The organism is Streptomyces sp. SJL17-4 (genome assembly GCF_036826855.1).
In the GTDB taxonomy this organism is placed as follows: domain Bacteria; phylum Actinomycetota; class Actinomycetes; order Streptomycetales; family Streptomycetaceae; genus Streptomyces.
Map to the genome: position 1 here is coordinate 8,168,684 of NZ_CP104578.1, position 26,303 is coordinate 8,194,986.

The following is a 26,303-nucleotide window of genomic DNA, read 5'->3' on the forward strand; positions in this document are numbered from 1 at the left end:
TTCACCCCTCGGCGACCGACGCCGGGCCGCTGGGCGCGGGGGCGGTCACATGACCCGCGCGGACAGCCGTGCCATCGCCTGCTCCAGCTCGCGCCGCGCGCCGAACGGCACCAGCGCCGCGCGCCCCGGGACCCGTACGCCACCGGTGAGCGCGACCCGCGTGTGCCCGCTCTCCTTCTCGTCCTCCACGGCCGCCATCCCGATGACCAGGAACCGGCTCTGCAGCCAGCACCAGCCGGGGCGCAGCACGCCGTCGAAGTGCGCCCGCAGTCCGTAGCGGCTGCGGGCGAGGGCCTCCACCCGGTCGCCGTCGCGCTGCAGGATCCGGACCGACCTCATGTCGGGCTGGAACTCCCCGAAGCCGCCCTCCAGATCACCCATCACCTGCCAGACCCGGGGGAGTGGCGCGGGGAGCACCCGCTCGACGAGCCGGGCGCCCCGGACACCCGCGACCATGACGCGCAGCCGCCGCACGTCGTCGAGCAGCGGCGCACCCCTACCCTCGTTGCCCCCATCGCCCTCGGTGCCTTCCTTCACGCGGACCACGCCTTTCGGAAACTCTGCCGGGCCCGGTGCAGCCGGGACTTCGCCGTGCCGGTCGGGACGCCGAGCAGCGCCGCCGCGGACTCCTCGTCCATCCCCTCGATGTCCCGCAGCACGAGGACGGCCCGATGGGCGGGCGACAGCCGCGCCAGGACGTCGTCGATGTCGGCGGCCAGCTGTGGATCTCCCCGCTCCGGTACGTCGCTGAGTTCGGCCGGCCGCGCCCTTCCCGCCCGTTTCGCCACCCGCACCGCCTCCCGTACGGCGATCGCCCGCACCCACCCGTAGAGCGCCTCCGGCTCCCGTAGCGAACGCAGCGAGGTGAAGACCGCCACCAGCGCCTCCTGTGCGGCGTCCGGTCCGTCGTCCAGCGCGATGGGACGGCAGATCCGGGAGATGTACGGGGTGAGGTGATCGAGCAGGTCGTGCAGGGCCAGCGTGTCGCCGCCCCGGGCGGCCCGGACCAGCGCCACGCCCCGGTCGACGGGGTCAGCGGAGCCGACGCGGCCCGCGGGGCCGGCGCGGTCGACGGCGTCAGCGGGCGGCACGCAGGGCCGCCCCTCCGAAGACCAGGCACAGCGGCGTGTACACGAGCGCGTTCAGCCACGGGAACGCCGCTCCCGAGCCGTCCTTGCCCACGACGATCCACACCAGTCCGACGGCCGCGCGCAGCAGAATCCCGGTGGCGACGGCAGCCGTGACCAGGCGCGGGATTCCGCGTCGGCGGCCACCACCGCGCGCGTGGAGCGCGACGGCGAACGCAGCGCACCCTTCGAGGGCCGCGAGCGGCAGGACCACGGCCGGCCCGAAGGACACGACGCTGCCGAGGACGGCGAGCGACAGCGCCCGCTCGTCGGCGGCGGGCCAGGTCAGACCGGTGGCCCAGTAGAGGTGCACGAGCGCGAGGACGGCGAGCAGCGCGGCGACGCCGCGCCCGCCGATGATCGTGCGAGGCCGCTCGATGCCGATGACCGCCATGGTGGTTCCCCCTCCGTTCCGAGGCCGGCGCCGCAGCGCGCCGACACCCCGAGGAGGAGCGGTACCGCCCGAAGGTTCCCTGTGATCCGCCCCACACCGGCGGATCCGTGGGCGGCCGGGAACGCGGACGACCCGTGGGCCTGGTTCCGTCCGCTCGAGTTCGGACGGAGCCGGCCGGATCTACCGGCGGCCCACGGGTCGGGTGACTGCGTGGTTTTCGGCAGATGGCCTGCCGAGGTGCACAGAGTGCGACGGCAGGCCGTTAGCCCGCAGTCACCTCACGAATCCGAAAAGAAACCATGTTCTCGGATCACCTCCTTTCAGCGTGTGACCACAGCCTAGGAAAGCCCGCGGCGACGCTCAAGCCATTTATTTCGAGTTCTTTTCTCGATCAGCGGAGTTCCGCCGCGATCAGCGTGGCCGCGTCGGCCACCAGCGGATCGACGGGCGCCGCGTCCTCCGCGAATCGGGTGGTCAGCACGGTGAGCACGATCGGGCTGCCGTCCGGTGGCCAGGTGATGCCCGCGTCGTTGTTGCCGCCGTAGCGGCCGCCGCCGGTCTTGTCGGCGAGGAGCCAGTCGGCGGGCAGCCCCTTGCGGAACCGCTCACCGCTGGTCGTGTTGGCGAGCATCCACCCGGTGAGCCGCTCCCGGTCCCGGCGCGGAAGCGCGTCGCCGAGGACGAGGCGTCCATAGCTCCGGCTGATGGCGCGGGGCGTCGAGGTGTCCGTCTCGCGCCACGGCTCCGCCGAGTTCAGCTCGGGCTCCCAGCGGTCGAGCCGGGTCGTGCGGTCGCCGATCGACCGGGCGAACCGGGTGACGGCGGTCGGACCGCCCAGCTCGCGGAGGAGCAGGTTCGCCGCCGTGTTGTCGCTGAAGCGCAGCGTGGCGTCGCAGAGCTCGCCGACGGTCATGCCGTGGGCGAGGTTCTCGGGCAGCTCCGTCCTGGGGGACCAGCCGGACCGTTTGACGTCAGCCGCCGTGTACCGGAGGCGCCGGGCGAGGAAGGAGCCGTCGTGGTCGAGGTCGCGCAGCACGGCCGCGACGGCGAAGGTCTTGAAGACGGAGCACATCGGGAAGCGCTCGTCGGCGCGGTACGCCACCGAGCGCCCGGTCCGCACGTCGTGGGCGAACACACCGAGCCGTGCGGCGTGCCGCTGCTCCAGCTCCCGAAGCCGGGCGACGAGGTTCTCCCCGCCGGGCGTGGAGGCGTACGCCGTCCCGCCGAGCGGTAACGCGACGGCGAGCGCGGCACCGGCGCCGAGGCCGAGCACACTGCGACGGGACGGGCTGAAACCTGTGGTGGACAAGGTGATTTCCTTTCCGGAGCGATCACTGCACAGGGAAACACGCAGAGGCACCCCCGACCGGTTTCGACAAGCACGGGCCGTCGCCGACCGGTTTCGACAGGCGCGGGCCGCCCCCCGACCGGTTTCGACAGGTATCGGCCCGGGGCCCGGCACCGCCGACGTCAGTCGTCACGCCCCTGCCATGTCGTGACACAGGCCTCGTTGCCCTCGCCGTCGGCCAGGACCCAGAAGGCCGGGGCCCGGTCCTCGGACACGAGACGGCCGCCCGCCGTCAGCGCGGCGTCGACCTCCGCAGCGCCTCGTCGTGCGGCACACAGAGGTCGAAGTGGACGCGATTGCGCTGCGGGCGCGGGGCGTCCATCTGCTGGAACCACACCGCCGGGCCCTGCCCGAGGGGGGCGACGAGCGCGGCTCCGGGTCCGTCGGGCCCGGGCTCGTCCGCGTACCCGAGGAGCGCCTTCCAGAACGGCCGGATCGCGGCGATGTCGAGCGCGTCGATCCCGATCTCCAGGAGCTGGAGCGACCGCGGTGCCCCCGTCGCGATCTCGGGCCCGGTGCGCAGTCCCAGCCCGGCGACGGCGGCGGACACCCGGTGCGCGAGTTCGACGTCCAGGGTGGTGACGGCCGCGTGCCCGGCGGACCGCAGGGTGAGCAGGACCCGTCCGGGCCGGAGGTCGACAGCCAGGTGCCGGTCGGCGTCGTCACCGCACGCGGCGACCGCGAGCGTCGCCACCTCGGCCGCCCGCGCCATCGACCCGACCGGAACCGCCGCGTGGAGGCCGCCCAGCAGATAGCGCCAACCGGACTCCTCGACCGCGGCCGAGGCGCGCGGGCCGTTCAGTGTCGTCTCCATACGGGGCATCCTCGCAGCCACGGACGCCGGGTGACGTGCCATCAGGGAACCGTCAGGGGCCGCCGAACGTCCACGCCTCGATGTCGCGGTACCGGATCGGCCCCGGTCCGCGGCCGAAGTTGCTGCCGACCAGGTGGAGACGTTCGGCCCGCCATGGGCGACCGGTGAAGCCGGTCAGCCCGGTGGCCACGTCCACCACGCTCGACTGATCGTCCCGGCGGGCGCGTGCCAGCGTCAGATGGGGGCGCAGCGGCCGGTCCTCGAAGGGGATGCCGCACTCCTTGACCACGCCACGGACGTCGGCGGCGAGCCGGTGCAGTCCGTCGACGTCCCCGTCGATCCCGCTCCACAGCACCCGCTCGTCGAAGTGCCCGCCGCCCCGCAGGGCCAGTTCCAGCGGCCCGTGCGACGCCGCGAGGTCCGCGAGCGGCTGCCGGAGCAGCGGCACCGTCGCGACCGGCAGCTCCCCGAGGAACGCCAGGGTGATGTGCCAGTCCTCGATACGGTTCCACCGCATCCGCGGGTACGCGTCGTACGCGGGGCGGAGCTCCCGCTCCAGCTCGTCCTTCGCCCCGTCGGGCGGGGCGAGGGCGATGAAGACGCGAACCGTCCCCGTCCGATCCCGATCCCGCTCGCCCTCACCGGGCTCCGTGCCCTGCCCGCGCGCCTCAGTCATGTCCCGTTCCCTGTTCCCCGTACGCCCGGCGTGGCCGTGGCCGTGGCCGATTCCGATGTGAGGGTACGCGGTGTCCGCACGACCCCCCGGCGCCGGGGACGCGCCCACCGACCAGCGGCGGAGCCGACCGATCGCGCCGCGCGCGCTCCCTCGCGGGGGTGGTTCCCAAGGGCCGGTGAGCGTAGTCCGGCACGGCCCGCGGGAACGGGGCCCGCTTCGGCACGAAGCTGTGCGCTGCTCCCCGTACACCACGAAGACGGAGGTTCGTACGCAGATGACCCACGTACAGCTGAGACCGGCGGAACGGCGGCGCAGGCCCGGCGGGAGGGCCGGGGTGCCGGCCGCGCTCGGCATGGCGCTCGTCCTCGCGCTGCCCGGCACCGCGCTCGCCGCCCCGGGCGATCTGGATCCGACGTTCGGCCCCGACGGCCGGGTGACGACCCCGATCACCGGGTACGCGGAAGGCCACGACATCGCGCGGCAGGCCGACGGGAGGCTGGTCGTGGTCGGGACGAGCGAGGCCGGCTTCGCGCTCGCCCGCTACGACACCGACGGCGGCCTCGACCCCGGCTTCGGCGGGGACGGCACGGTGACCAGCGACTTCGGCGGTGGCGCTCATACCGCCAACGCCGTCGCGATCCAGCCGTCCGACGGAAAGATCGTCGTGGCGGGCACCACCGAGGTGATCGCGGAGGAGGGCGGCGGCTGCTGCTTCTTCTCCGTGGCCCGGTACAACACCGACGGCAGCCTCGACACCGCCTTCGGCGACGGCGGTCTGGTGCGCGTCGAGGAGTTCGGCGGGTCCGCGGACGGCGCCGACGTGGCCGTCCAGCCCGACGGCAGGATCGTCGCCGTGGGCAAGGGCGGCGGCGGAGGCTTCGCACTCGTCCGCCTCGGCACCGACGGCGGCCTCGACCCCAGCCTCGGCGGTGACGGTGCGGTCGTCGCGGGATTCACCCCCACCTCGCCGCAGGACGGCGGCGGTATCGCCCGCGGTATGGCGCTCCAGCCGGACGGCAGGATCGTGGCCGTCGGCTATGTGGGCAACACCGCCTTCGACATCGGCGTGGCCCGGTACAACACCGACGGCAGTCTCGACCCCGGCTTCAGCGGTGACGGCATGGTGACCGCGGACTTCGGCGGCACCGAGTTCGGCAACGCCGTGGCCGTCCAGCCCGACGGCAGGATCGTCGCCGCCGGTTCCGGCGGCCTGGGCTTCGCCGTCCTCCGCTACAACGCCGACGGCACCCCCGACGCCGGCTTCGGCACGGCCGGCCGTACGTCGGTCAACGCCCCCGGCGACGGCGGCATCGCGTACGGTCTGGCGCTCCAGCAGAACGGCAAGATCGTGCTCGCCGGACGCGCCGACGACCCGAACAGCTCCGAGGCCAACGACTTCGGCCTGGCCCGCCTTCACGTCAACGGCGCGGTGGACACCGGCTTCGGCGGCGACGGCTTCGTCGTGACCGGCTTCAACGACTTCGACGAGGCCCGCGGCGTGCTCGTCCAGCCCGACGGCAAGATCGTCGCGGCCGGGTACGGAGCGGGCTTCGCCTTCGCCCTCGCCCGCTACCAGGGCGGTGACGGTACGACTCCGCCCCCGCCGAGCGCCGACCTGTCGGTGACGAAGACCGGGACGACCACCGTGAGCATCGGCGACCGCGCCACGTACACGGTACGGGTCACCAACGCCGCGACGTCCACGGCCACCGCGACCGGCGTCTCGCTCTCCGACACGCTCTCGGGAGCCGGGGCCACGCTCGTCTCGGCGGTTCCCTCACAGGGCACCTGTACGACGACCACGACCGGCGCCACCTGCGCCCTCGGCTCGCTGGCCCCGGGCGCGAGCGCGACCGTCACGGTCACGGCCGAACCCCGCGCCGTCGGCACCCTCACCAACGCGGCCGGCGTCAGCGGCTCGCCCCAGGACCCGGTGACCTCCGACAACACGGCCACCGCGACCACCTCGGTGAACAACGCGCGCGGGTGCACCATCATCGGCACCAGCGCCACCGAGACCCTCAACGGCGGCTTCGCCAACGACGTGATCTGCGGCCTCGGCGGCAACGACACCATCCGGGCGAGCTACGGCAACGACACGGTCCACGGCGGCTTCGGGAACGACAACATCGACGGCGGCTTCGGCGACGACACCCTGAACGGCGGCCCGGGCAACGACACCCTGACCGGCTACTACGGCAACGACCGCCTCACCACCACCGACGGCACCCCGGGCAACGACACCGCCAACGGCGGCGCCGGCACGGACACCTGCACCACCGACCCGGGCGACGTCCGCATCAGCTGCCCCTGAGCCGACCGGCGTTCACGCCCCCTCCCCTCCGAGTGCCGTCGCCGCCGTCACGGCGACGGCACTCCCACCCCGGCCGCCGCCAGCCACGCGCGCGCGACGACACGGTGGCCGAGCGGGCTCGGATGGACCCCGTCCGGGGCGAGTGCGGCCGCGCCGTGCACCTCGGCGGCGCGCGGCAGTGCCAGGTCCGTGCGCACCACGGTCGCGCCGTGAGCGGTGGCCGTGCGCAGGACGGCGTCCGTACGGGGTGTGAGGTCCTCGAACCACGTCTCCTGCTCGGGGCCGGCCGGGAGCAGGAACGGCGTCATGACGAACAGCCGGGCGGCGCACTTCTCCTCGGTGAGGGTGAGGACGCGGTCGAGGCAGGCCTCGAACTCCGCCACCGGGCTGAGGAGTCCGCGGTCGTAGCGGCGCCAGGTGTCGTTGATGCCGATCAGGACGGTGACCACCGCAGGGCCGAGCGCGAGGACGTCGGTGGCCCAGCGCGCCTCCAGGTCGTGGACCCGATGGCCGTCGACTCCCTTGTTGACGACCGTCGCGGGGGAGGGGAGGGCCTCGGCGATCATCCGTACGTAGCCGTCGCCGAGGGACGTGGGGTCGTCGCGGTCCCGGCCGGCGGCCGTGACGGAGTCACCGATGAAGAGCAGCCGGTCGTCCCGGGTGAACCGCATGCGCGTCTCCTCTCAGGCCTGTCGGAAGGTCTGGCGCATGGTGCCGAGGCCGTCGATCCCGCACTCGACCACATCGCCGTGCCGCAGGTACGGCCGGGGCTCGGGCCGGCCGAGCGCCACACCGGCCGGGGTGCCGGTGTTGATGACGTCCCCGGGGTGCAGGACCATGAACCGGCTGAGGTAGCGGATGATCCCGGCGACCGGGAACACCATGTCCGCGGTCGAGCCGTGCTGACGCTCGACGCCGTTCACCGACAGCCACAGCGTGAGCTTCTGCGGGTCGGGGATCTCGTCCGGAGTGACGAGCCACGGGCCGAGCGGGTTGAACGTCTCGCAGCTCTTCCCTTTGTCCCACTGACCGCCCCGCTCCAGCTGGAACGCGCGCTCGGAGACATCGTGCGAGACCGCGTACCCGGCGACGCACGCGAGCGCCTCCTCATCGCTCTCCAGGTACCGGGCGGTCCTGCCGAGCACCACCGCCAACTCGACCTCGTAGTCGGTCTTGACGCTGCCCCGCGGAATCAGCACCTCGTCGTACGGCCCCGTGACCGTCCAGGGGTCCTTCATGAACACCACCGGCTCGGCGGGGAGTTCGGCTCCCGTCTCCTCCGCGTGGTCACGGTAGTTGAGGCCGATGCAGACGACCTTCCCGGGCCGCGCGACCGGCGCCCCGACACGTATCCGGTCACCCGGAACGTCCAGGGACGGCAGGAGTCCCGCCGCCACGGCTTCGGCGAGCCGGTCGAGCACGCCGTCGGCGAGCGAGCGGTGGTCGATCCCCTCGGCGACGCCGGAGGCGTCCAGCAGCCCACCGGCTGCATCCAGGACCGCGAGGCGCTCCGCCCCTGCTTCCCCGACCCTCAGCACGCGCATGCCAGCCATCCTTCACGATAGACATCGGATGTATCGACTCATGGATGCAAGCAATCACCCGCAGTCTTGTCCAGCACTTCGACGGAATCAGGTCTGTCCTCCGATGTATCGTGTGGCCGCCGATACCGCCACGCCCCAGGAGGCCGAGCCGATGGCAGCTGTGACGACCATGCCCAAGGTCCCACGGGTCCCCAAAGTCCTACTGGTCATGGAGGAGGAGCGCAGGGCCGATGTCTACCCGGCGGACGTCCTGGAGGACATCGAACGCCTGGCGCGCTGGCACGCCCCCGCCCTCACCCGGGACGCCCTGCTCCAGGACCCCGGTGTACTGGAAGAGGTCGACGTCCTGCTCACCGGCTGGGGAGCGCCGGTGCTCGACGCGGCGCTGCTCTCCCGTGCGCCGCGGCTGTCCGCGGTCATGGTCGCGGCCGGTTCGGTGCGGCACCTGACGCCACCGGAGTTCTGGGCCCGAGGCATCCCCATCGTGTCCGCGGCCGGGGCCAACGCCGTCCCGGTCGCCGAGTTCAGCCTGGCGCAGATCCTGCTCGGGCTGAAGCAGGTCCACCGTCTCGGTCGCGAGGTGACGGCGAACCGCCGCTTCCCGCACGACCCACGGGTGTCCGGCGGGTACGGCTCACGCGTGGGCCTGCTCGGGCTGGGCGAGATCGGCCGGCTCGTCGCCCGGCACCTACGGCACTTCGACGTCGAGGTGCTCGCCTGCGACCCGGTGATCGACCCGGCCGCCGCCGGGGAGCTGGGTGTCCGACTGGCCGGAATCGAGGACCTGTTCGCCTCCTGCGACGTCGTGAGCGTCCACGCGCCCCTCCTGCCCGAGACCGAAGGCCTCGTGGGCGAGCGGCTGATGGCGCTGCTCCCCGAGGGCGCGACCCTGATCAACACGGCCCGCGGAGCCGTACTGGACGAGCCGGCGGTGATCGGAGTTCTCCGCGACCGTCCCGACCTCACCGCCGTCCTCGATGTGACCTGGCCCGAACCGCCCGCCCCCGACTCGCCCCTCTTCACGCTGCCGAACGTCCTGCTCACCCCGCACCTCGCCGGCGCCATGGGCCGGGAACGCGCCCGCCTGGGCGAACTCGTACGCGACGAACTGCGGCGACTGGTACGCGGCGAGCCCCTGCGGCACGCCGTCGCACCGGCCCAGGCGTCGACCCGGGCGTAACCTGGCCTGTTTCCAACGCCCCGAGCCCTTCTGTCCGCTCAGACATCGGAGCTTTGATCGATGTCTGAGCGATGACCCCCGGGAGCGCTCCCGCCGTCGAGGTGAAGCGCTTCGCCTACCGACCCGCTTCCTGACTGCTCAAACGGGTGATGAGGGCCTCGGTAGGGAGCGACCTCAAGCGCCCTCGTCCGTTTCAACTCTTTTCAGTCATCGGACTATTGACCCTCGTTCGGTCGGGCGTTAGCGTCCCCGGCAAGCGCTTACAGGCCAGCTGCCGAGGGTGGCGAACAGGAGTTGTCATGCAGAGAACGCGATGGATCGGTGCGGGTCTTCTCGCCTCGGCGTTGGCCCTGACGAGCTGTACGTCCGGCCCCGCCGGGGTGGACGCCAAGCAGGACTCCGAGGCGGAGTTGGAGCTGTGGACCAGGACCACGCCCGGCGGCCCCGGCGAGAAGGCGACCCTGAGGCTGGTCGAAGGCTTCGAGAAGGCCACCGGACACAAGGTCAAGGTCACGGCCATCTTCGACGACTTCGAGACCAAGCTCCAACAGCGCGCCGCTCAGAGGCAGTTGCCTGACATCGTCATGAACGACGTCACCCAGCTCGGCGCGATGCACAGCCAGGGGCTCCTCAGGGAGATCGACCTCAGCAAGATCAAGAGCAGCCAGGACCTCGTCGAGCAGGGCCTGAACTCCGGCAAGAGCGTCGACGGCAAGCAGTACGGCATCCCGTACTCCGCCCAGGCCGGCGCCCTCCTCATCCGCAAGGACTGGCGGGAGAAACTGAAGCTGGAGGCCCCGCGGAGCTGGGACGACCTCGCCGCGCTCGCCACCGCCTTCACCACCCGCGACCCCGACGGCAACGGCAAGCAGGACACCTACGGCCTCGCCGCCCCGCTGTCGACCAAGCGCGGCTACGCCTCCTGGTACTTCTCCAACTTCCTCTGGGCCGCCGGCGGGGACTTCATCACCGAGGCGGGCCGGGGCAGGTACAAGCCGTCGATGACGAGCAAGGAGTCGACGGAGGCCATGCGCTGGTTCCGCGCCCTCGGCTGCGACAAGAAGGTCGTCCAGCCCGGTGCCGTCACCATGGACACCCCGCCGACGAACGAGACGTTCGAGGCGGGCAGGACCGGCATGTTCGTCGTCGGCCCCTACCTCATGCCCCGCTTCGACAAGTCCCTCGGCAAGGACAGGTACGAGGTCGTCCCCATGCCCAGGGGGCCGAAGGACGCCACCGTGCTCGCCGAGGGCGGCTCCGTCTATCTGATGGCAGGCTCGGAGAACCGCGCCGGACAGGACGCCTTCGCCGGGTACGCCATCTCCGCCGAGGGCCAGAAACTCGGCATGGAGGGCGTCGACGGCTCCACCGTCCAGCTCCCCGTGAACAAGACGGTCGACGTCACCGAGGTACGCCCCGACCCCCGCTGGAAGACGTACGCCGACGTCTACCGCTCCTCCGGGCGCTACGCCCCCTCCATCCCCAACTGGACCCCCGTACGGCAGACCACCGCCGAGACCGTCAACGCGCTGATGGCCGACTGCTCCCTCGACCTGGGGGAGAAGCTGCGTGAGCTCGACACGAAGCTCGCCGGGATCCTCCAGGAGCAGGGAATCGCCGGATGACGAGCCTCGACCAGGTGAAGGCGGCCGCCGGCCCGGCGCCCGGCTCCACCCCGCAGGCCGAGGACGGGCCGCCGCCGTCCACGACCGGAGGAAGCGGACCGCCCGTCCCCCGCCGGGTGAGGAACCGTCGCGGCGGCAGCTGGTGGACGCCGTGGCTCTTCCTCGCCCCTGCCCTGATCCTCTTCCTCTACTTCAAGTTCATCCCCATGGCCAGCGCGCTGACCATGTCCTTCCAGGACGTCCAGCCCTACCTCGGCAACCGGTGGGTCGGCGGCGAGAACTACGCCACCGTGCTCTCCTCGGACGGCTTCCGCGAGGCCGCCTGGCACACCGTCGTCCTGGCCGTCGGCCAGACCGCCGGCTCGATGCTGCTCGGCCTCGCCCTCGCCCTCCTCATGGAGGGACAGGGCCGCAAGCTCGGCTTCGTCCGCTCGGCTGCCTTCCTCCCCGTCGTCGTGCCGATCGCGGTCGTCGCCGAGCTCTGGCGGATCATGTACCACCCCACCGGGGACGGCATGCTCAACTCCCTCCTCGGCCTCGTGGGGTTCGGGCCGTCGGGGTTCATCAACGACCCCGACACCTCGATGGTCTCCCTCATGCTCACCGGCATCTGGCGGGGCGCCCCCTACGACATGATGATCTTCCTCGCCGGTCTCGCGGGGGTGGACCGCGGACTGTACGAGGCAGCCAAGGTCGACGGCGCGTCCAGGTTCCAGCGCATCCGCCATGTGACGCTCCCCGGCCTGCGCGCCGTCCTCACCATCCTCTTCATCCTCGCCGCCATCCGGGGCCTGCGCGTCTTCACCGAGGTCTTCCTCCTCACCAACGGCGGCCCCGACGGCTCGACCGAAGTCGTCATGACCGTGATCTACAAGCTGGGCCTCGAACAGAACCGGCTCGGCGTGGGCGCGGCCGGAGCGGTCCTGTTGTTCCTGGCGACGCTGCTCCTGACGGTCGGCGTCCACCTGTTCCGACGGAGGGGCAACGAATGAGCGCGCCGACCGAGACCGCCCTCGGGCTGACCGAGAGCCGCAGCCCCGCCGGCCGCGCCCTGAAGGTCCTCACGTACCTCCTCGTCCTCGTGGTGTTCGCGGGACCGCTGCTCGCCCTGCTCGTCAGCGCGTTCAACCACGTCAAGGACCCCACCCAGCTCAGCGTCCTCCCCTCCGACCCCACCGTCGACAACTTCACCGTCGCCTTCGACCAGGGCGTCCTGAAGTACCTCCTCAACTCGTTCTTCGTCGTCGGCTTCGGCCTGCTGCTCCAGGTCGCCGTCTCCGTCCTCGCGGGCTACGCCCTCGCCAGGAAGCGGTTCCGGGGCATGACCCTCGCGTTCGTCGCGATCCTGGCGACGCTGATGCTGCCCGAGGAGATCCTGGCCATCCCGCTCTCCGTGATCCTCGCCGACCTGCCGGTCGTCCACATCAATCTGATCGGCTCCCTCGCCGGCATGATCGTGCCCGTCGGCGCCTGGGCGTTCTCCATCCTCGTCATGACCGAGTTCATGAAGGAGGTACCGAAGGAGCTGGAGGAGGCGGCGCGCATCGACGGCGCCGGAGACCTGCGGATCTTCGCGCAGATCATCCTGCCCATGTGCAAGCCCGCGCTCGGCGTCATCGGAGTCTTCGGCTTCACGATGATCTGGGACCAGTACCTGCTGCCCCTGCTCGTGGCCACCGACTCCTCCTCGTACACCCTGCCGCTCGCCCTGCGCACGCTGCGGGTCGACCCCCTCGTCACCCCCGGCGTGGTGATGGCCGCGTCGCTGCTCGCCCTGCTGCCGTCCGTCGTCGTCTTCCTCTTCTTCCAGCGTTCCTTCGTCCACGGCCTGTCCAGCGGCGCCCTCAAGGGCTGACCCGAGCGGCCGACCCCTCCGAAAGGACCACCTCCCGTGATCCCGTCCGGTCTGATGTCCTTCCCGCTCACGCCGTTCACTCCCGCCGACGAGGTGAGCACGGGCGTGTTCGCTGACCACATCGAGGACCAGCTCGCCCACGGCCCCGCCGCGCTCTTCGTCGCCTGCGGCACGGGGGAGTACTCCTCGCTCAGTGCCCCCGAGTACGCCGAGCTCGTCCGGCACGCCGTACGTGTCGTCGCCGGCCGCGTGCCCGTCTTCGCCGGCGCCGGGGGAGGCCTCGGCAACGCCCGGGCCGCCGTCGTCGCCGCCTCGGACGCGGGCGCCGACGGGATCCTGCTGCTGCCCCCGTACCTCGTCGGCGGCACCGAGGACGGCTACCTCGCGTACGTGGAGTCCGTCGCCCGCGCCGGCCGCCTCCCCGTCCTCGTCTACCGGCGCGGCCTCGCCAAGGTCGGTGTGTCCACCGCACTCCGGCTCCTCTCCGTGCCCCTGGTCGCCGGGATCAAGGAGGGCAACGGAGACCTGGACTCGCTGGCCCGCATGGTCACCGCCGTACGCACCAGCGGGCACCCCAGAGCCGAGACCTTCGCCTTCCTCAACGGACTGCCCACCGCCGAGGTCAGCGCGACCGCCTGCCGGGCCATCGGCATCCGCGACTACCCCTCCGCCGTCCTCTGCTTCGCCCCCGACATCGCCCGCGCCTTCCACACGGCCCTGACGACCGGCGACACCGCCACCACCTGCCGGCTCCTCGCCGACTTCTACCTGCCGCTGACCGCCCTGCGCGACCAGGTCCCCGGCTACGCCGTCTCCCTCGTCAAGGCCGGAGCACGCCTGCGCTCGCTCGATGTCGGCCACGTCCGCGCACCCCTGGTCGACGCGGCTCCGGACCACGTCGACCAGCTGAAGGACCTCCTGGCCCGGGGCCGGCGCGCACTGGCCCTGACCACACCGGCACCAGGCGCCGCCGCCCCCGCCGTGGCGGTCGCCTCGTGAAGATCACCTCCGTCGTCGTCACCCCCGTCGCCTTCGCCGACCCGCCGCTGCTCAACGCCGTCGGCGTCCACGAGCCGTACGCCCTGCGCGCGGTGGTGGAGGTCAGGACCGACACCGGCGCGTACGGCCTGGGCGAGAGCTACGGCGACTCCGCCCACCTCGAACTGCTCCGGGCCGTCGCCGACGACCTGCCCGGTCTCGACCCCTTCGACCTCAACGAGCTGTCCCGTAGGGTCGACGCGACCGTCGGCGGCCGGGTGGCGAGCGACGCCCACGGCCTCATCGGCGAGGGCGGGGCGGCCAAGACCGTCGCGAGCGTCACCTCGCCGTTCGAGGTGGCCTGCCACGACCTCCAGGGCAAACACCTCGGCAGGCCCGTGTCCGGCCTCCTCGGCGGCGCCACCCGCGACCGGATCGACTTCTGCGGCTACCTGTTCGCCAAATGGGCCGCGCACCCCGGCCACCCGCCGGACGCCTGGGGACCGGCCCTCGACCCGGCCGGACTCGTGGCGCAGGCCCGGCTCCTGGCCCACCGCTTCGGCTTCCGCTCGTTCAAGCTCAAGGGCGGCGTACTCCCGCCGGACGACGAGGTCGCCGCCGTCCGTGCCCTGCGCGAGGCCTTCCCGGACCATCCGCTGCGCCTCGACCCCAACGCGAGCTGGGACCCGGCGACCGCCGCCCAAGTGGCCGACGAACTGACGGGCGTACTGGAGTACCTCGAGGACCCGGTCGCCGGCATCCCCGCCATGGCGGACCTCGCCCGGACCGCCCCGATGCCCCTCGCCACCAACATGTGCGTGGTCACCTGGGAACACCTGACCGAGGCGATTCCCGCCCGGGCCGTCGGCGTCCTGCTCGGCGACCACCACTTCTGGGGCGGCCTCAAGGCCACCCAGCAACTGGCGACCGTCTGCCACCACTTCGGCATCGGGATGTCCATGCACTCCAACTCCCACCTCGGGATCAGCCTCGCCGCGATGGTCCACCTCGCCGCCGCCACCCCCGCCCTCGCCCACGACCTGGACACCCACTGGCCCTGGAAACGGCCCGAGGACGACGTCGTCACCCCACCCTGGAGCTTCGTCGACGGCGCGATCACCGTCCCCCGTACGCCCGGACTCGGCGTCGAGCTGGACCGCGACGCACTCGACCGGCTGCACCAGCAGTACCTGGCGTGCGGCCTGACCCGCCGCGACGACACTGGCTACCTGGCCCGCGTCGCCCCCGACGTACGGCTCCGCGAAGACGTCCACGAACCGGCCTGACGGCGTCGCCGAACCATCCGCCCCTCCCGATCGCACAGGAACGATGCCCCCATGACCACCACCAGCAGCAGCGCCGACGCCGACCACCCGTCGACCCCTTCGCCCGACACGACCTGGTTCACCCACGACCGCTTCGGCATGTTCGTCCACTGGGGCCTCTACTCCCTCGCCGCGCGCCACGAGTGGGTGAAGACCCGGGAGAAGATGACGGACGAGCGGTACCAGGTGTACTTCGACCACTTCGACCCCGACCGCTACGACCCGGTCCGGTGGGCGAGGACCGCGAAGGCCGCCGGCATGCGGTACGTCGTCCTGACCACCAAACACCACGACGGCTTCTGCCTCTGGGACAGCCGGCTCACCGACTACAAGGTCACGAAGACGCCCCACGGCCGCGACCTGGTCGGACCGTTCGTCGAGGCGTGCCGCGCCGAAGGCCTCAAGGTCGGCTTCTACCACTCCCTGATCGACTGGCACCACCCGTCGTTCCCCGTCGACGGAACGCACCCGCGGCGCGACGACGAGGAGTTCAAGGCCGCGGCGGCGGACCGCGACATCCGGGAGTACCAGGAGTATCTGCACGGCCAGGTCCGCGAACTGCTCACGGAGTACGGACGCGTCGACTACCTCTTCTTCGACTTCTCCTACGCGGGCCGCGAGTGGTGGGGCGGCAAGGGCCCCGACGACTGGGACTCCCCGCGGCTCATGGCGATGGTCCGCGAGCTCCAGCCGCACATCCTGGTCAACGACCGGGCCGGCCTCCCAGGGGACTTCGTCACGCCCGAGCAGTACCAGCCGTCCGCCCCGATGACCGTCGACGGCCGCCCGGTGCTGTGGGAGGCGTGCCAGACCCTCAACGGAAGCTGGGGCTACGACCGCGACAACCTCGACCACAAGAGCCCCGACCTGCTCATCCGGATGCTCGTCGACGGCGTCTCCAAGGGCGGCAACCTCCTGCTGAACGTCGGCCCCACCGGCCGCGGCGACCTGGACCCGCGCGACACCGCCGCCCTCGCCGAGATCGGCCGCTGGACCGACCTGCACGAACGGTCCGTACGCGGCTGCGGCCCCTCCCCGTACACCCCGCCCGCCGACTGCCGGTACACCCAGCGCGGCGACCGCCTCTACGTCCACCTCTTCTCCTGGCCGCTGCGCCATCTGCACCTGCCCGGCCTCGCCGGCCGGGTGCGGTACGCCCAACTCCTGAACGACGCCTCGGAGATCGTCCAGGAGCCGCTCGACCCCGACCGCCCGGCCATGAACACCCAGATGGGCGGCCAGCCCGCCGGCACCCTCACGCTCCGGCTCCCGGTGCGGCGGCCCGACACACCCGTACCCGTCATCGAGCTGCACCTGACGGACCCCTCCGGGCCCGGCGCCTCGATGTGACAAGCCGTACGCGCACCCCTCATCCGACCGATCACGGAGGCACCATGCAACGACGCACGTTCCTCACCGGCACCGCGGCAGGGGCGGCAGCCGCCGTCCTGCCCCTCTCCGGCCCGGCATACGCGAACGCCGCCCGGCGCAAGCCCGCGCGCCCGCTGGGGCCCACCGTCGACGTCGGCTCCCTGGACGAACTCCAGGACGCGATCGACGCGGCGGGACCGGGCACCCGCATCGTCCTCGCGAACGGCACCTACACCGTCCCCTCCGCCAAGCCCCTCACCATCACCGGCAAGCACGGCTCCCGCACCGCGCCGATCACCATCGTCGCCGCGTCACGGGGTGGCGCCGTACTGCGCGGCGAGCGGAGCTTCGTCTTCGACGCGTCCAGCGACGTCACCGTGAGCGGCTTCTCCTTCCGCCAGAGCACCACCCTGGAGATCCCGCCGGGCTGCACGTACATCCGGCTCACCCGCAACGACTTCCAGCTCGCGGACATCGAGGGCCTGCACTGGGTCATGGTGCGCGGCGACGAGGCCGTGATCGACCGCAACCACTTCCACGGCAAGACCACGCTCGGCATCTTCCTCGGCGTCGAGGGCCCGGGCAGCGAGGCCATGGCGCAGGGCGTCCACATCCACCGCAACCATTTCTCCGACCACGCCTTCACGGGTGCCAACGGCGGCGAACCGATCCGCCTCGGTGTCAGCCCCCGCGCCCTGTCCAGCGCGCACGCGCTCGTCGAGTACAACCTGTTCGAGCGGGCCGACGGCGACCCCGAGGCCATCTCGGTCAAGAGCTCCGACAACGTCATCCGCCACAACACCATCCGCGACAGCCTCGGCGGCATCGTCCTGCGCCACGGCAACCGCACCCTCGTCGACAGCAATCACCTCATCGGCGGCGAGGAGGGCATACGGATCTACGGCAACGACCACGTCATCGTCAACAACTACCTGGCCGGTCTGAGCGGGCGCGCGATGGTGATCGGCAGCGGCACGGCACGCGATCACGTCCCCGGCGAGTCGGCCGAGGCCCGCCGGGGCAACGACGCACCCGACCGCGTCCTCATCGCCCACAACACCCTCCTCGACAACGCGGGCGGCGCGCTCTCGGGCGAGAGCCACCGCCCCCACGAACCCCGCGACGTCACCATCGCCGACAACCTGCTGGTCGGGCGGACCGGCAGCCTGGTCGAGATGGCGACCACGGTCCGCTTCATCTGGCAGAGCAACATCCTGTTCGGCGCGGCGGCCGACGGGAACATCCCCGCCGGCGGATTCGTACGGGCCGATCCCCGCCTGGTACGGGGCTCCGACGGGGTCTTCCGCCTGTCGAGCACCAGCCGGGCGATCGGTGCGGCCACCCTCTCCCCGGCGCCCGTCACCCATGACATCGACGGTCACGCGCGCGGCAGCGTGCGCGACGTCGGCGCCGACGAGTACACGACGGCCGCGCCGATCCGCCGGCCGCTGACCCCCGCGGACGTGGGGCCGAACGCCCGCTGACGGGCAGGAGGGGAAGGGCAGCCGGTCCGCCGTACGTGCCCCGTCGGCACCGCGCCACCCTGCAGTAGGCTGGCGACCAGCAGACACATCCGATGTATTCGGCCTTGCACAGGAGGACGCCTTGGCGGTTACGGACGAGGCGATCGGCAAGATCAAGGAGATGATCGTCTCCGGTGCGCTGCGCCCGGGGGACCGGCTGCCCAAGGAGGCGGACCTCGCCGCCGAACTGGGCCTGTCGCGCAATTCCCTGCGGGAGGCCGTGAAGGCGCTGTCCCTGCTGAACATCCTCGACGTACGGCAGGGCGACGGTACGTACGTCTCCAGCCTCGAACCGCCGCTGCTGCTCGAAGCGGTGTCGTTCGTCCTGGACTTCCACCAGGACGACCAGGCGCTCCAGGCCCTGAAGGTACGGGGCATCCTGGAGCCGGCGGCGACCGCGCTGGCGGCGGAGCGCATCCCCGAGGAGGAGATCAGGGAGCTCGGGGAGCTTCTCGACCGGCTCGGTGACGCACCGAGCCTGGACGAACTCGTCGCCAGCGACCTGGAGTTCCACCGGCGCATCGCTGCCGCGTCCGGGATTCCCCTGCTGTGCTCGCTCCTCGACAGCATCTCCGGGGCCACCGTACGGGCGCGGCTGTGGCGCGGCATCACCGAGGAGACGGCCGTGGCCCGGACCCTGTCGGAGCACCGGGCGATCCTGGACGCCCTCGCCGCACGCGACGCGCGAACGGCCGAGGCCTGGGCGACCATTCACATCTCCAACGTCGTCCGCTGGCTCGACAGCGTGCTGTGACCCGCTGCCTCCGCTGATGTACGACAACGGGCGCGCGTTCCCAGGGGAGTGCGCGCCCGTTGTCGTGCGCCCTTCGTGAGGGTGTTCTCAAGGCCCGAGAAACATCCGATGTCTACTTGCCCCACCTCTCGCGACCGCCGTATCGTTCTCGCTCAGCAGGCCAATCACCCGATCTGTGCTGATGGTTGGGGCTGCGCCGTGTCGGCCGGGCAGACGAAGCCGAACACCGAGCAAGCAGCCCAGGTGTGAAAGGAACCCCGTTGTCCACTGACATCACGCGGGTCATCGCGATGGACACCTACGACATCCGCTTCCCGACCTCCCGCCAACTCGACGGGTCCGACGCCATGAACCCGGACCCCGACTACTCCGCGGCCTACCTCGTCCTGCGTACGAACGAACCCGACGGCCCCACGGGACACGGCTTCACGTTCACCATCGGGCGTGGCAACGATGTCCAGGTCGCGGCGATCGAAGCACTGCGCGCCCACGTCGTCGGCCGGTCCGTGGAAGACCTCTGCGCCGACCCCGGGCTCGTCAGCCGTGCGCTGATCGGCGACAGCCAGCTCCGCTGGCTCGGCCCCGAGAAGGGGGTCATGCACATGGCCGTCGGGGCCGTGGTCAACGCCGTGTGGGACCTGGCCGCCAAGCGCCGGCGCAAGCCGCTGTGGAAGCTCCTGGCCGACGCCGACCCCGAGTGGCTCGTCTCGCAGGTCGACTTCCGCTACATCACCGACGCCCTCACCCCCGAGGAGGCCCTGGACCTCCTGCGGCGGGGCAAGGACGGACGGGCCGAGCGCGAGAACGTCCTGCGGGCCCGGGGCTACCCCGCCTACACGACATCGCCCGGCTGGCTCGGCTACTCCGACGAGAAACTGACCCGACTCGCCAAGGAAGCGGTGGCCGCCGGCTTCACCCAGATCAAGCTGAAGGTCGGCGCCGACCTCGCGGACGACGTCCGACGCTGCCGCGCCGCCCGCGCCGCCGTCGGCGCCGAGGTCCGCCTGGCGGTCGACGCCAACCAGCGGTGGAGCGTCACCGAGGCCATCGAGTGGACACGGGCGCTCGCCGCATTCGACCCCTACTGGATCGAGGAGCCGACCAGCCCGGACGACATCCTCGGGCACGCGCGCATACGGGCGGCCGTCGCCCCCGTCAAGGTGGCGACGGGCGAGCACGTGCAGAACCGCATCGTCTTCAAGCAGCTTCTCCAGGCGAACGCCGTGGACATCGTCCAGCTCGACGCGGCCCGGGTCGGCGGCGTGAACGAGAACCTCGCCATACTGCTCCTCGCCGCCAAGTTCGGGGTCCCCGTCTGCCCGCACGCCGGCGGCGTCGGACTGTGCGAACTGGTCCAGCACCTCGCGATGTTCGACTTCGTGGCCCTCAGCGGAACCACCGAGGACCGGGTCATCGAGTTCGTCGACCATCTGCACGAGCACTTCGCCCACCCGGCCGTCATACGCGAGGGCGCCTACACGGCGCCCCTCGCCCCCGGCTTCTCGGCCGACATGCACGAGGCCTCCCTTGCCACGTTCGCCTACCCCCACGGCACGTTCTGGGCCGCCGACCTGGCGGGAGCGCTCGCCGACGAAGCCACCGCGGAGGTGACCGCGTGAACCCCTCCCCGCTCGCCGGGCTCCGGGCCGTCGTCACCGGCGGCGCCTCCGGCATCGGACTCGCCGTCGCCCGCCTCCTTGACGCACAGGGCGCCGCCGTCGCCGTCCTCGACCTCGAACCGGCGGCCACAACCGACACACTCACCGCCCTCCGCGCTGACGTCGCCGACGACACCTCGGTACGCGAAGCCGTCGCGGCGGCCGCCGCCACGCTCGGCGGAATCGACATCCTCGTCAACAACGCCGGCATCGGCGCCGCCGGCACCGTCGAGGACAACCCCGACGACCAGTGGCACCGTGTCCTCGACGTCAACCTCCTCGGCGTCGTCCGCACCACCCGCGCCGCCCTGCCCCACCTGCGCCGCTCGGAGCACGCCGCCGTCGTCAACATCTGCTCCATCGCCGCCACCGCGGGCATGCCGCAGCGGGCGCTCTACTCGGCGAGCAAGGGGGCGGTCCTCTCCCTGACCCTCGCGATGGCCGCCGACCATGTCCGGGAGGGCATCCGGGTCAACTGCGTCAACCCCGGGACCGTGGACACCCCGTGGGTCGCCCGCCTGCTCGACGCCGCCTCGGACCCGGCGGCCGAACGCGCCGCACTCAGCGCCCGTCAGCCCACCGGGCGGCTCGTCGGCGCCGACGAGGTCGCGGCGGCCGTCGTCTACCTCGCGTCCCCGGCCGCCGCCTCGGTGACGGGCACCGCCCTCGCCGTCGACGGCGGCATGGCGGGACTCCGACTCCGGTCGGCGGGCACATGAGCGCGGACGAACGGACGGCGGCGAAGCGGGCGGCGGAAGAACGGGCCGCGGACGAGCGGACGCCGAAGGAGAGAGCGGCGGACGAGCGGGCCGGGGCCACACGCGCCGCGGACGAACGCTCCGCCGACCCCACCCGCCTCACCTTCCCGCGCGTCCCCCTCGGCCGGACCACCGCCTGGACGACCCGCCTCGCCTTCGGCGCGGCCGGCATCGGCAACCTCTACAGCGCCGTCACCGACGAGGACGCGCACCGCACCCTCACGACCGCCTGGGACCGGGGCATCCGCTCCTTCGACACCGCACCCCACTACGGCCTCGGCCTCTCCGAACGACGCCTCGGCGCCTTCCTGCGGGACCGGCCCCGGGACACGTACACCGTCTCCACGAAGATCGGCCGCCTCCTCGTTCCCGACCCCGATGCGACCGGCGACGACCTCGCCAACGGCTTCGCGGTACCCGCCACACACCGCAGGGTCTGGGACTTCGGGGCGGACGGCATCCGGCGCGGCCTCGAAGCGAGCCTGGAGCGCCTCGGGCTCGACCGCGTCGACATCGTGTACCTGCACGACCCCGACGACCATGCCGACCAGGCACTCCGCGAGGCGTACCCCGCCCTGGAACGCCTGCGGACCGAGGGTGTCGTCCGCGCCATCGGCGTGGGCATGAACCAGACCGCGCTCCCCACCCGCTTCGTCACCGAGACCGACATCGACGTCGTCCTGCTCGCCGGCCGCTACACCCTGCTCGACCGGAGCGGCCTGACCGAACTGCTGCCGGCCGCGCACCGCCGTGGCGTGTCGGTCGTCGCCGGAGGAGTGTTCAACTCGGGCCTCCTGGCGGATCCACGTCCCGGCGCCACGTACGACTACGCGGCGGCCCCGCCGGAAACCCTGGCCAGGGCCCTCCGGCTGCGGGAGATCTGCGAGCGCCACGGCGTGCCCCTGAGGGCCGCGGCGGCCCGCTTCCCGCTGCGCCATCCCGCCGTGGCGGGCGTCCTCCTCGGCCTGCGCAGCGCGGCGGAGGCCACGGACGCCGCCGACATGCTGGCCCGCGAGATACCCGAGGCCCTCTGGAACGAGCTGCGCACCTCTGGAGCTGGAGCGAACCCATGAGAATTGCTCTGCACACCCGGGTCCGCGCGGACCGCGTCGCCGCGTACGAAGAGGCGCACCGCGACGTCCCCGCCGAGCTGACCCGCGCGATCCGGGCGGCCGGCTGCACGTCCTGGACGATCTGGCGCAGCGGCACCGACCTCTTCCATCTGCTCGACTGCGAGGACTACGCCCACCTCCTCGCCGAGCTCGGGACACTGCCCGTCAACGTGGAGTGGCAGGCCCGGATGGCCGAACTCCTCGAGGTCGTCCACGACTACTCCGGCGACGGCGCGGACGCCGGGCTGCCCGTGGTGTGGCAGCTGTGAACACCACCTATCGGCCCCTCGTCGTCGACGCGCACCACCACCTCTGGGACCTCTCCGTACGCGACCAGGACTGGATCACCGGACCCGCGCTCGCCCCCCTGCGCCGCACCTTCACCGAGCGCGACCTGAGCGCCGAGACCGCCGCCGCGGGGGTGACGGCCACCGTCCTCGTCCAGACGGTCACCGTCGCCGACGAGACACCCGAGATGCTGGCCATCGCCCGAGACAGCGACCTGATCGCCGGCGTCGTCGGCTGGACGGACCTGACGGCGCCCGACGTCGCCGACACCCTGGCCGCGCTGCTCGCCCTGCCGGGCGGCGCGCACCTCGTGGGCATCCGGCACCAGGTCCAGTCGGAACCGGACCCCGCCTGGCTGCTCCGCCCCGATGTCCGCCGCGGCCTCACCGCGGTGGCCGACGCGGGGCTCGCGTACGACCTGGTGATCGTCCCGCACCAGCTTCCGGCCGCGACGAGGGTCGCGAGAGAGCTGCCGGGACTGACCTTCGTGCTCGACCACGCGGCGAAACCGCCCGTCGCGAGCGGAGACCTCGAACCCTGGGCGGCCCGACTGCGCGCCTTCGGGGCCCTGCCGAACACCGTCGGCAAGCTCTCCGGCCTGCACACCGAGGCCGACTGGCACAGCTGGACGGTGCGGGACCTGCGGCCGTACACCGACGTCCTGCTCGGCGCGTTCGGCCCGAGCCGCCTCATGTTCGGTTCCGACTGGCCGGTGTGCACCCTGGCGGCGTCGTACGGCCGGACGCTCGCGACCGCGAGGGAGCTCACGGCGGCGCTGAGCCCCGGGGAGCGGGCGGCGGTCCTCGGAAGCACGGCGGTGGAGACGTACCGACTGGGAGAGCACGCCGCTCGCCGGGCGGGCCACCCGGCGGTCACATAGGGTCGTGATGCCGCTACGACAGTGGCGGTGGTACGGCGAGGGTGAACGCCTCGTCGCCGCAGGCGCGGGCGGGGGCGCCGCTCGACCGATCTGGGGTGCCCCATGGCAGGACAGTTCGAAGCGACGTTCGAGGTCGACCGGCCGGTGGAGGAGGTGTTCGCCTTTCTCGCCGACGGGCGCAACGATCCGGAGTTCAGCCCCCGGGTACTCAGGATCGAGCGGGTCCCGGACGCCCCGACCGCCGTGGGCACCGTCTTCCGGAGCACCGTCAAGGACGCCGGGATGAAGACCGCCAGGGAGTTCCGCATCACCGCCTGCGAAGCCCCCGTGAAGCTCCGCTGGGCCGAGGTGTCGAAGAACATCATCACGGCGAGTGAGGGCGGCTACGACCTGGAACCGCTCACCGACGGCCGGACCCAGGTCCGGATCTACAACGTCCTCGAAGGCCACGGCCTGGGCAGACTCTTCGCGGGCCTGGCGCTCTCGGCCGCCCGCAAGGACGCCGACGGCTTCGGCGCCCGGATCAAGGCGGCGGCGGAGGCGGGGATCGCCCCGCGGCGCTGAGACCACGGACGAACTACCCGTCCCCGTCCCTGTCCCTGTCGCCGTCCGCGTCCCCGTCGCCGTCCCTCTGACGCGGGATCGACACGACCCGCGGATCCCGCGGCGGGGCACTGAAGCGGACCGGCACGCCCGGCGAGTAGAGCACGCTCACGGGCGGACCGGGCGGCTGCTCCAGACCGGCTGCGGTGAGCAGCGTCTCGTCGCAGTCGAGCAGCCGGGCGCGGTGCAGGGGCCAGCGCGGATGGGTGTTCGGGAGGTAGAGCGGCTGCCCGCGGAACGAGCTGTGCATGCCCCAGCGTGCGGTCAGGAAGTGTTCGAGCGCGGTGGGCTCCGCCACCGGCTCGCCGACCTCCACACTGATCGCGCTGCGCGCCCCGCGGGGGCCGGGCCAGCGACGGCTGCTGGTGTACGTCACGGTGGAGCCGTCGTTCCGGACGCTCATCCTGGACCAGACGTACGGGATCCGGAACGCCCACCGTCCGATGGTCACCGGGATCAGGCGGGACGCGTCGAGGGAGCGGAAGACGACGCCACGGCGCCCGTGGGCGTCCACGGAGTAGAGCCGCACGTTGGTCTCGGGGAAGGTCCCGAGATACGGGATCCCGGGGAGCCGGAACCAGCCGACCCGGTGCATGCGGAAGGCGACCAGGCCCACGTAGGTGAGGCCGTCGTGTGTGTCGGGCACGGTGCCGACGGGCAGCAGCGGGGCCACGTCGGCGGGGTCCACGGCCCAGTGCAGGAACGCCAGGTCGAGCCAGGACTGGGTGAGCAGGGTGCGGTCCGGGCGGTGCGGCGGTTCGGCCGATATCGGCTCGGGGAGCGCGGCGGGCGGCGTCTGCGGCATCCCAGCAGTATCGGGCACCGAAGCGAAGGAGGTGGCCCTCCACGGGTGTGTGGAGGGCCACCTCTTCACTGCTCACCGGGGGCGGGAACGGCCCCGGCGTGTCGTGCGTGTGCTGTTACGGCGTCACCTTGAGGAGCTTGTTCGCGGTGCCGGCGGTCGCGTTCTTGATGGCGTCCGGGGTGGCCGCCCCGGTCAGCGCGGTGGCCGTGTCGGCCGGCGTCGCCGACGGGTTGGCCGCCAGGTAGAGGGCCGCGGCGCCCGCCACGTGCGGGCTGGCCATCGACGTTCCGGAGATCGTCTTGACGCCGGTGTCGCTGTCGTTCCAGGCCGAGGTGATCTCCGAGCCGGGCGCGTACAGGTCCACCACGGAGCCGAAGTTCGAGAACTCCGACTGCTCGTCGCCCTTGGTGCTGGACGCGACGGTGAGCGCCTCCGGCACCCGGGAGGGCGAGCCCTGTCCGGCGTCGGAGGACTCGTTGCCGGCTGCCACCGCGAAGGTCACGCCGGAGGCGATGGCCCGCTGGACCGCCGCGTCCAGGGCCTCGTCGGCGCCGCCGCCGAGGCTCATGTTCGCGACCGAGGGCCCGGAGTGGTTCTTGGTCACCCAGTCGATGCCGGCCACGACCTGCTCGGTGGTGCCGGAGCCGTTGTCGTCCAGGACGCGGACGGCCACGACCTTGGCCTTCTTGGCGACTCCGTGGGCGGTGCCGGCGATGGTGCCCGCCACGTGGGTGCCGTGGCCGTTGCCGTCGTCGGCGCTGTCGTCGTTGTCCACGGCGTCGAAGCCGTGGGTCGCCCGGCCGCCGAAGTCCTGGTGCGAGATGCGGACGCCGGTGTCGATGACGTACGCGGTCACGCCCTCCCCGCCGTTGTCGGGGTAGGTGTACTTCTGGTCGCCGGCCGTGTCGGCCTGGTCGATCCGGTCCAGGCCCCAGGACGGGGGCTGTTCCTGCGTCTCCTTGATGCTGAACCGCTTGTTCTGCACGACGGTCCCGACCGCGGGGTCGGCGGCGAGGCGCTTGGCCTCGTCGACGGACAGACCGGACGCCGAGAAGCCGTTGACCTCGGAGCCGTAGGAGCGGACGAGCTTGCCGCCGTACTTCTTGGCGAGGTCGCCCTTGTTCGCGGATGCGTCGAGGATGACGACGAAGCTGCCGTCGACGGCGCCCGGGGCACCGAGTCCGTGGACGGTGCCCTCGGCCGGGGTGGCGGCCCCGGCGAGATTGCCCGCGAACAGCGCTGCGGCGGCAGCGGCAGCCGTACCTGTGGCTATGGCCGCGTTGCGAAGTCCGTGGGATCGCTTGTGAGTTGCCATGAAAGTGGGTCTCTCCTCGTGTTGACGTGTGGGGCGTCAAACGTTCGAGAGAACCC

27 protein-coding genes are annotated in these 26,303 nt (G+C 72.1%); 16 read left to right on the forward strand and 11 right to left on the reverse strand.

From position 1 onward, the window contains the following. Window positions 1-45 precede the first annotated feature (45 nt). The 7 genes from N5875_RS36655 to thpR form a co-directional block, all read right to left on the reverse strand. Window positions 46-537 (reverse strand): SRPBCC family protein, encoded by a 492-nt coding sequence (locus N5875_RS36655; protein WP_338498677.1) that lies wholly within the window; start codon window positions 535-537, stop codon window positions 46-48. Next, on the reverse strand, window positions 534-1,016 hold the full coding sequence (locus N5875_RS36660; protein WP_318211862.1) for an RNA polymerase sigma factor: 483 nt from the start codon (window positions 1,014-1,016) through the stop codon (window positions 534-536). The genes N5875_RS36655 and N5875_RS36660 overlap by 4 nt, the downstream gene beginning before the upstream one ends. Before the next feature lie 61 nt (window positions 1,017-1,077). Then, window positions 1,078-1,521 (reverse strand): DUF3995 domain-containing protein, encoded by a 444-nt coding sequence (locus N5875_RS36665; protein ID WP_318211753.1) that lies wholly within the window; start codon window positions 1,519-1,521, stop codon window positions 1,078-1,080. Between the two features lie 391 nt (window positions 1,522-1,912). Continuing rightward, window positions 1,913-2,830, reverse strand: a complete 918-nt coding sequence (bla, locus tag N5875_RS36670; RefSeq protein WP_338498679.1) for a class A beta-lactamase — start codon at window positions 2,828-2,830, stop codon at window positions 1,913-1,915. 161 nt (window positions 2,831-2,991) lie between these two features. Then, window positions 2,992-3,204, reverse strand: coding sequence for a VOC family protein (locus N5875_RS36675; protein WP_338498680.1), 213 nt, complete (start codon window positions 3,202-3,204; stop codon window positions 2,992-2,994). After that, window positions 3,102-3,683 (reverse strand): VOC family protein, encoded by a 582-nt coding sequence (locus N5875_RS36680; protein WP_338498683.1) that lies wholly within the window; start codon window positions 3,681-3,683, stop codon window positions 3,102-3,104. The genes N5875_RS36675 and N5875_RS36680 overlap by 103 nt, the downstream gene beginning before the upstream one ends. A 52-nt stretch (window positions 3,684-3,735) precedes the next feature. Continuing rightward, window positions 3,736-4,359, reverse strand: a complete 624-nt coding sequence (gene thpR / locus N5875_RS36685; protein WP_318211756.1) for an RNA 2',3'-cyclic phosphodiesterase — start codon at window positions 4,357-4,359, stop codon at window positions 3,736-3,738. Between the two features lie 274 nt (window positions 4,360-4,633). Here thpR and N5875_RS36690 point away from each other — a divergent pair, with 274 nt between their 5' ends. Continuing rightward, window positions 4,634-6,673, forward strand: coding sequence for a calcium-binding protein (locus N5875_RS36690; protein ID WP_338498685.1), 2,040 nt, complete (start codon window positions 4,634-4,636; stop codon window positions 6,671-6,673). A 47-nt stretch (window positions 6,674-6,720) separates the two neighbouring features. On the opposite strand, the gene N5875_RS36695 is transcribed toward N5875_RS36690, so the two are convergent. Beyond that, window positions 6,721-7,344 carry an SGNH/GDSL hydrolase family protein gene (locus N5875_RS36695; RefSeq protein WP_338498687.1) on the reverse strand — a complete coding sequence of 208 codons (624 nt, stop codon included), beginning with the start codon at window positions 7,342-7,344 and terminating at the stop codon, window positions 6,721-6,723. A 12-nt stretch (window positions 7,345-7,356) separates the two neighbouring features. After that, window positions 7,357-8,217 carry a fumarylacetoacetate hydrolase family protein gene (locus tag N5875_RS36700; RefSeq protein ID WP_338498690.1) on the reverse strand — a complete coding sequence of 287 codons (861 nt, stop codon included), beginning with the start codon at window positions 8,215-8,217 and terminating at the stop codon, window positions 7,357-7,359. Between the two features lie 151 nt (window positions 8,218-8,368). Between N5875_RS36700 and N5875_RS36705 the strand changes: the two genes are divergently transcribed. The 15 genes from N5875_RS36705 (at window position 8,369) to N5875_RS36775 (ending at window position 24,088) form a co-directional block, all read left to right on the forward strand. Then, window positions 8,369-9,397, forward strand: a complete 1,029-nt coding sequence (locus tag N5875_RS36705; protein ID WP_338498692.1) for a hydroxyacid dehydrogenase — start codon at window positions 8,369-8,371, stop codon at window positions 9,395-9,397. Window positions 9,398-9,696: 299 nt separating this feature from the next. After that, window positions 9,697-11,022: a sugar ABC transporter substrate-binding protein gene (locus N5875_RS36710; RefSeq protein WP_318211761.1), complete on the forward strand. Its 1,326-nt coding sequence runs from the start codon at window positions 9,697-9,699 to the stop codon at window positions 11,020-11,022. Further along, on the forward strand, window positions 11,019-12,014 hold the full coding sequence (locus N5875_RS36715) for a sugar ABC transporter permease (protein ID WP_318211762.1): 996 nt from the start codon (window positions 11,019-11,021) through the stop codon (window positions 12,012-12,014). Before N5875_RS36710 ends, N5875_RS36715 begins: the two co-directional genes overlap by 4 nt. Next, window positions 12,011-12,877 carry a carbohydrate ABC transporter permease gene (locus tag N5875_RS36720; protein WP_318211763.1) on the forward strand — a complete coding sequence of 289 codons (867 nt, stop codon included), beginning with the start codon at window positions 12,011-12,013 and terminating at the stop codon, window positions 12,875-12,877. Before N5875_RS36715 ends, N5875_RS36720 begins: the two co-directional genes overlap by 4 nt. Window positions 12,878-12,913: 36 nt before the next feature. After that, complete coding sequence (locus tag N5875_RS36725; protein WP_338498696.1) at window positions 12,914-13,876, forward strand: 5-dehydro-4-deoxyglucarate dehydratase; 963 nt, start codon at window positions 12,914-12,916, stop codon at window positions 13,874-13,876. Then, window positions 13,873-15,141, forward strand: a complete 1,269-nt coding sequence (locus tag N5875_RS36730; protein ID WP_338498698.1) for an enolase C-terminal domain-like protein — start codon at window positions 13,873-13,875, stop codon at window positions 15,139-15,141. The genes N5875_RS36725 and N5875_RS36730 overlap by 4 nt, the downstream gene beginning before the upstream one ends. A 51-nt stretch (window positions 15,142-15,192) precedes the next feature. Continuing rightward, complete coding sequence (locus N5875_RS36735) at window positions 15,193-16,530, forward strand: alpha-L-fucosidase (RefSeq protein ID WP_318211766.1); 1,338 nt, start codon at window positions 15,193-15,195, stop codon at window positions 16,528-16,530. A 44-nt stretch (window positions 16,531-16,574) separates the two neighbouring features. Beyond that, window positions 16,575-18,035, forward strand: a complete 1,461-nt coding sequence (locus tag N5875_RS36740; protein ID WP_338498699.1) for a polysaccharide lyase 6 family protein — start codon at window positions 16,575-16,577, stop codon at window positions 18,033-18,035. A gap of 121 nt (window positions 18,036-18,156) precedes the next feature. Continuing rightward, entirely contained in the window at window positions 18,157-18,828 is a 672-nt protein-coding gene (locus N5875_RS36745; protein ID WP_318211768.1) for an FCD domain-containing protein, read from the forward strand. Between the two features lie 290 nt (window positions 18,829-19,118). Next, window positions 19,119-20,447, forward strand: a complete 1,329-nt coding sequence (locus tag N5875_RS36750) for an enolase C-terminal domain-like protein (protein WP_318211863.1) — start codon at window positions 19,119-19,121, stop codon at window positions 20,445-20,447. Then, window positions 20,444-21,205, forward strand: coding sequence for an SDR family oxidoreductase (locus N5875_RS36755; protein ID WP_338498701.1), 762 nt, complete (start codon window positions 20,444-20,446; stop codon window positions 21,203-21,205). The genes N5875_RS36750 and N5875_RS36755 overlap by 4 nt, the downstream gene beginning before the upstream one ends. Further along, window positions 21,202-22,317, forward strand: a complete 1,116-nt coding sequence (locus N5875_RS36760) for an aldo/keto reductase (protein WP_338498702.1) — start codon at window positions 21,202-21,204, stop codon at window positions 22,315-22,317. The genes N5875_RS36755 and N5875_RS36760 overlap by 4 nt, the downstream gene beginning before the upstream one ends. Next, the gene (locus tag N5875_RS36765) at window positions 22,314-22,625 is read left to right on the forward strand and encodes an L-rhamnose mutarotase (protein ID WP_318211771.1); all 312 of its coding nucleotides are present in this window, start codon (window positions 22,314-22,316) and stop codon (window positions 22,623-22,625) included. The genes N5875_RS36760 and N5875_RS36765 overlap by 4 nt, the downstream gene beginning before the upstream one ends. Continuing rightward, window positions 22,622-23,524, forward strand: a complete 903-nt coding sequence (locus N5875_RS36770) for an amidohydrolase family protein (RefSeq protein ID WP_318211772.1) — start codon at window positions 22,622-22,624, stop codon at window positions 23,522-23,524. Before N5875_RS36765 ends, N5875_RS36770 begins: the two co-directional genes overlap by 4 nt. Before the next feature lie 102 nt (window positions 23,525-23,626). Continuing rightward, on the forward strand, window positions 23,627-24,088 hold the full coding sequence (locus tag N5875_RS36775; RefSeq protein WP_318211773.1) for an SRPBCC family protein: 462 nt from the start codon (window positions 23,627-23,629) through the stop codon (window positions 24,086-24,088). A gap of 13 nt (window positions 24,089-24,101) precedes the next feature. Here N5875_RS36775 and N5875_RS36780 read toward each other — a convergent pair whose 3' ends face one another. Further along, window positions 24,102-24,932, reverse strand: a complete 831-nt coding sequence (locus N5875_RS36780; RefSeq protein ID WP_338498704.1) for a DUF2071 domain-containing protein — start codon at window positions 24,930-24,932, stop codon at window positions 24,102-24,104. Between the two features lie 115 nt (window positions 24,933-25,047). Continuing rightward, on the reverse strand, window positions 25,048-26,247 hold the full coding sequence (locus N5875_RS36785; RefSeq protein WP_318211775.1) for a S8 family serine peptidase: 1,200 nt from the start codon (window positions 26,245-26,247) through the stop codon (window positions 25,048-25,050). Between the last annotated feature and the right edge of the window lie 56 nt (window positions 26,248-26,303).

What these genes read in the sequence shown, in the direction of transcription:
- N5875_RS36760 (WP_338498702.1), top strand. Translation starts at nt 21,202, where the DNA reads ATGAGCGCGGACGAACGGACGGCGGCGAAGCGGGCGGCGGAAGAACGG.
- N5875_RS36735 (WP_318211766.1), top strand. Translation starts at nt 15,193, where the DNA reads ATGACCACCACCAGCAGCAGCGCCGACGCCGACCACCCGTCGACCCCT.
- N5875_RS36775 (WP_318211773.1), top strand. Translation starts at nt 23,627, where the DNA reads ATGGCAGGACAGTTCGAAGCGACGTTCGAGGTCGACCGGCCGGTGGAG.
- thpR (WP_318211756.1), bottom strand. Translation starts at nt 4,359, where the DNA reads ATGACTGAGGCGCGCGGGCAGGGCACGGAGCCCGGTGAGGGCGAGCGG.
- N5875_RS36680 (WP_338498683.1), bottom strand. Translation starts at nt 3,683, where the DNA reads ATGGAGACGACACTGAACGGCCCGCGCGCCTCGGCCGCGGTCGAGGAG.
- N5875_RS36690 (WP_338498685.1), top strand. Translation starts at nt 4,634, where the DNA reads ATGACCCACGTACAGCTGAGACCGGCGGAACGGCGGCGCAGGCCCGGC.
- N5875_RS36715 (WP_318211762.1), top strand. Translation starts at nt 11,019, where the DNA reads ATGACGAGCCTCGACCAGGTGAAGGCGGCCGCCGGCCCGGCGCCCGGC.
- N5875_RS36710 (WP_318211761.1), top strand. Translation starts at nt 9,697, where the DNA reads ATGCAGAGAACGCGATGGATCGGTGCGGGTCTTCTCGCCTCGGCGTTG.
- N5875_RS36765 (WP_318211771.1), top strand. Translation starts at nt 22,314, where the DNA reads ATGAGAATTGCTCTGCACACCCGGGTCCGCGCGGACCGCGTCGCCGCG.
- N5875_RS36780 (WP_338498704.1), bottom strand. Translation starts at nt 24,932, where the DNA reads ATGCCGCAGACGCCGCCCGCCGCGCTCCCCGAGCCGATATCGGCCGAA.
- N5875_RS36700 (WP_338498690.1), bottom strand. Translation starts at nt 8,217, where the DNA reads ATGCGCGTGCTGAGGGTCGGGGAAGCAGGGGCGGAGCGCCTCGCGGTC.
- N5875_RS36750 (WP_318211863.1), top strand. Translation starts at nt 19,119, where the DNA reads ATGGACACCTACGACATCCGCTTCCCGACCTCCCGCCAACTCGACGGG.
- N5875_RS36665 (WP_318211753.1), bottom strand. Translation starts at nt 1,521, where the DNA reads ATGGCGGTCATCGGCATCGAGCGGCCTCGCACGATCATCGGCGGGCGC.
- N5875_RS36740 (WP_338498699.1), top strand. Translation starts at nt 16,575, where the DNA reads ATGCAACGACGCACGTTCCTCACCGGCACCGCGGCAGGGGCGGCAGCC.
- N5875_RS36705 (WP_338498692.1), top strand. Translation starts at nt 8,369, where the DNA reads ATGGCAGCTGTGACGACCATGCCCAAGGTCCCACGGGTCCCCAAAGTC.
- N5875_RS36720 (WP_318211763.1), top strand. Translation starts at nt 12,011, where the DNA reads ATGAGCGCGCCGACCGAGACCGCCCTCGGGCTGACCGAGAGCCGCAGC.
- N5875_RS36695 (WP_338498687.1), bottom strand. Translation starts at nt 7,344, where the DNA reads ATGCGGTTCACCCGGGACGACCGGCTGCTCTTCATCGGTGACTCCGTC.
- N5875_RS36785 (WP_318211775.1), bottom strand. Translation starts at nt 26,247, where the DNA reads ATGGCAACTCACAAGCGATCCCACGGACTTCGCAACGCGGCCATAGCC.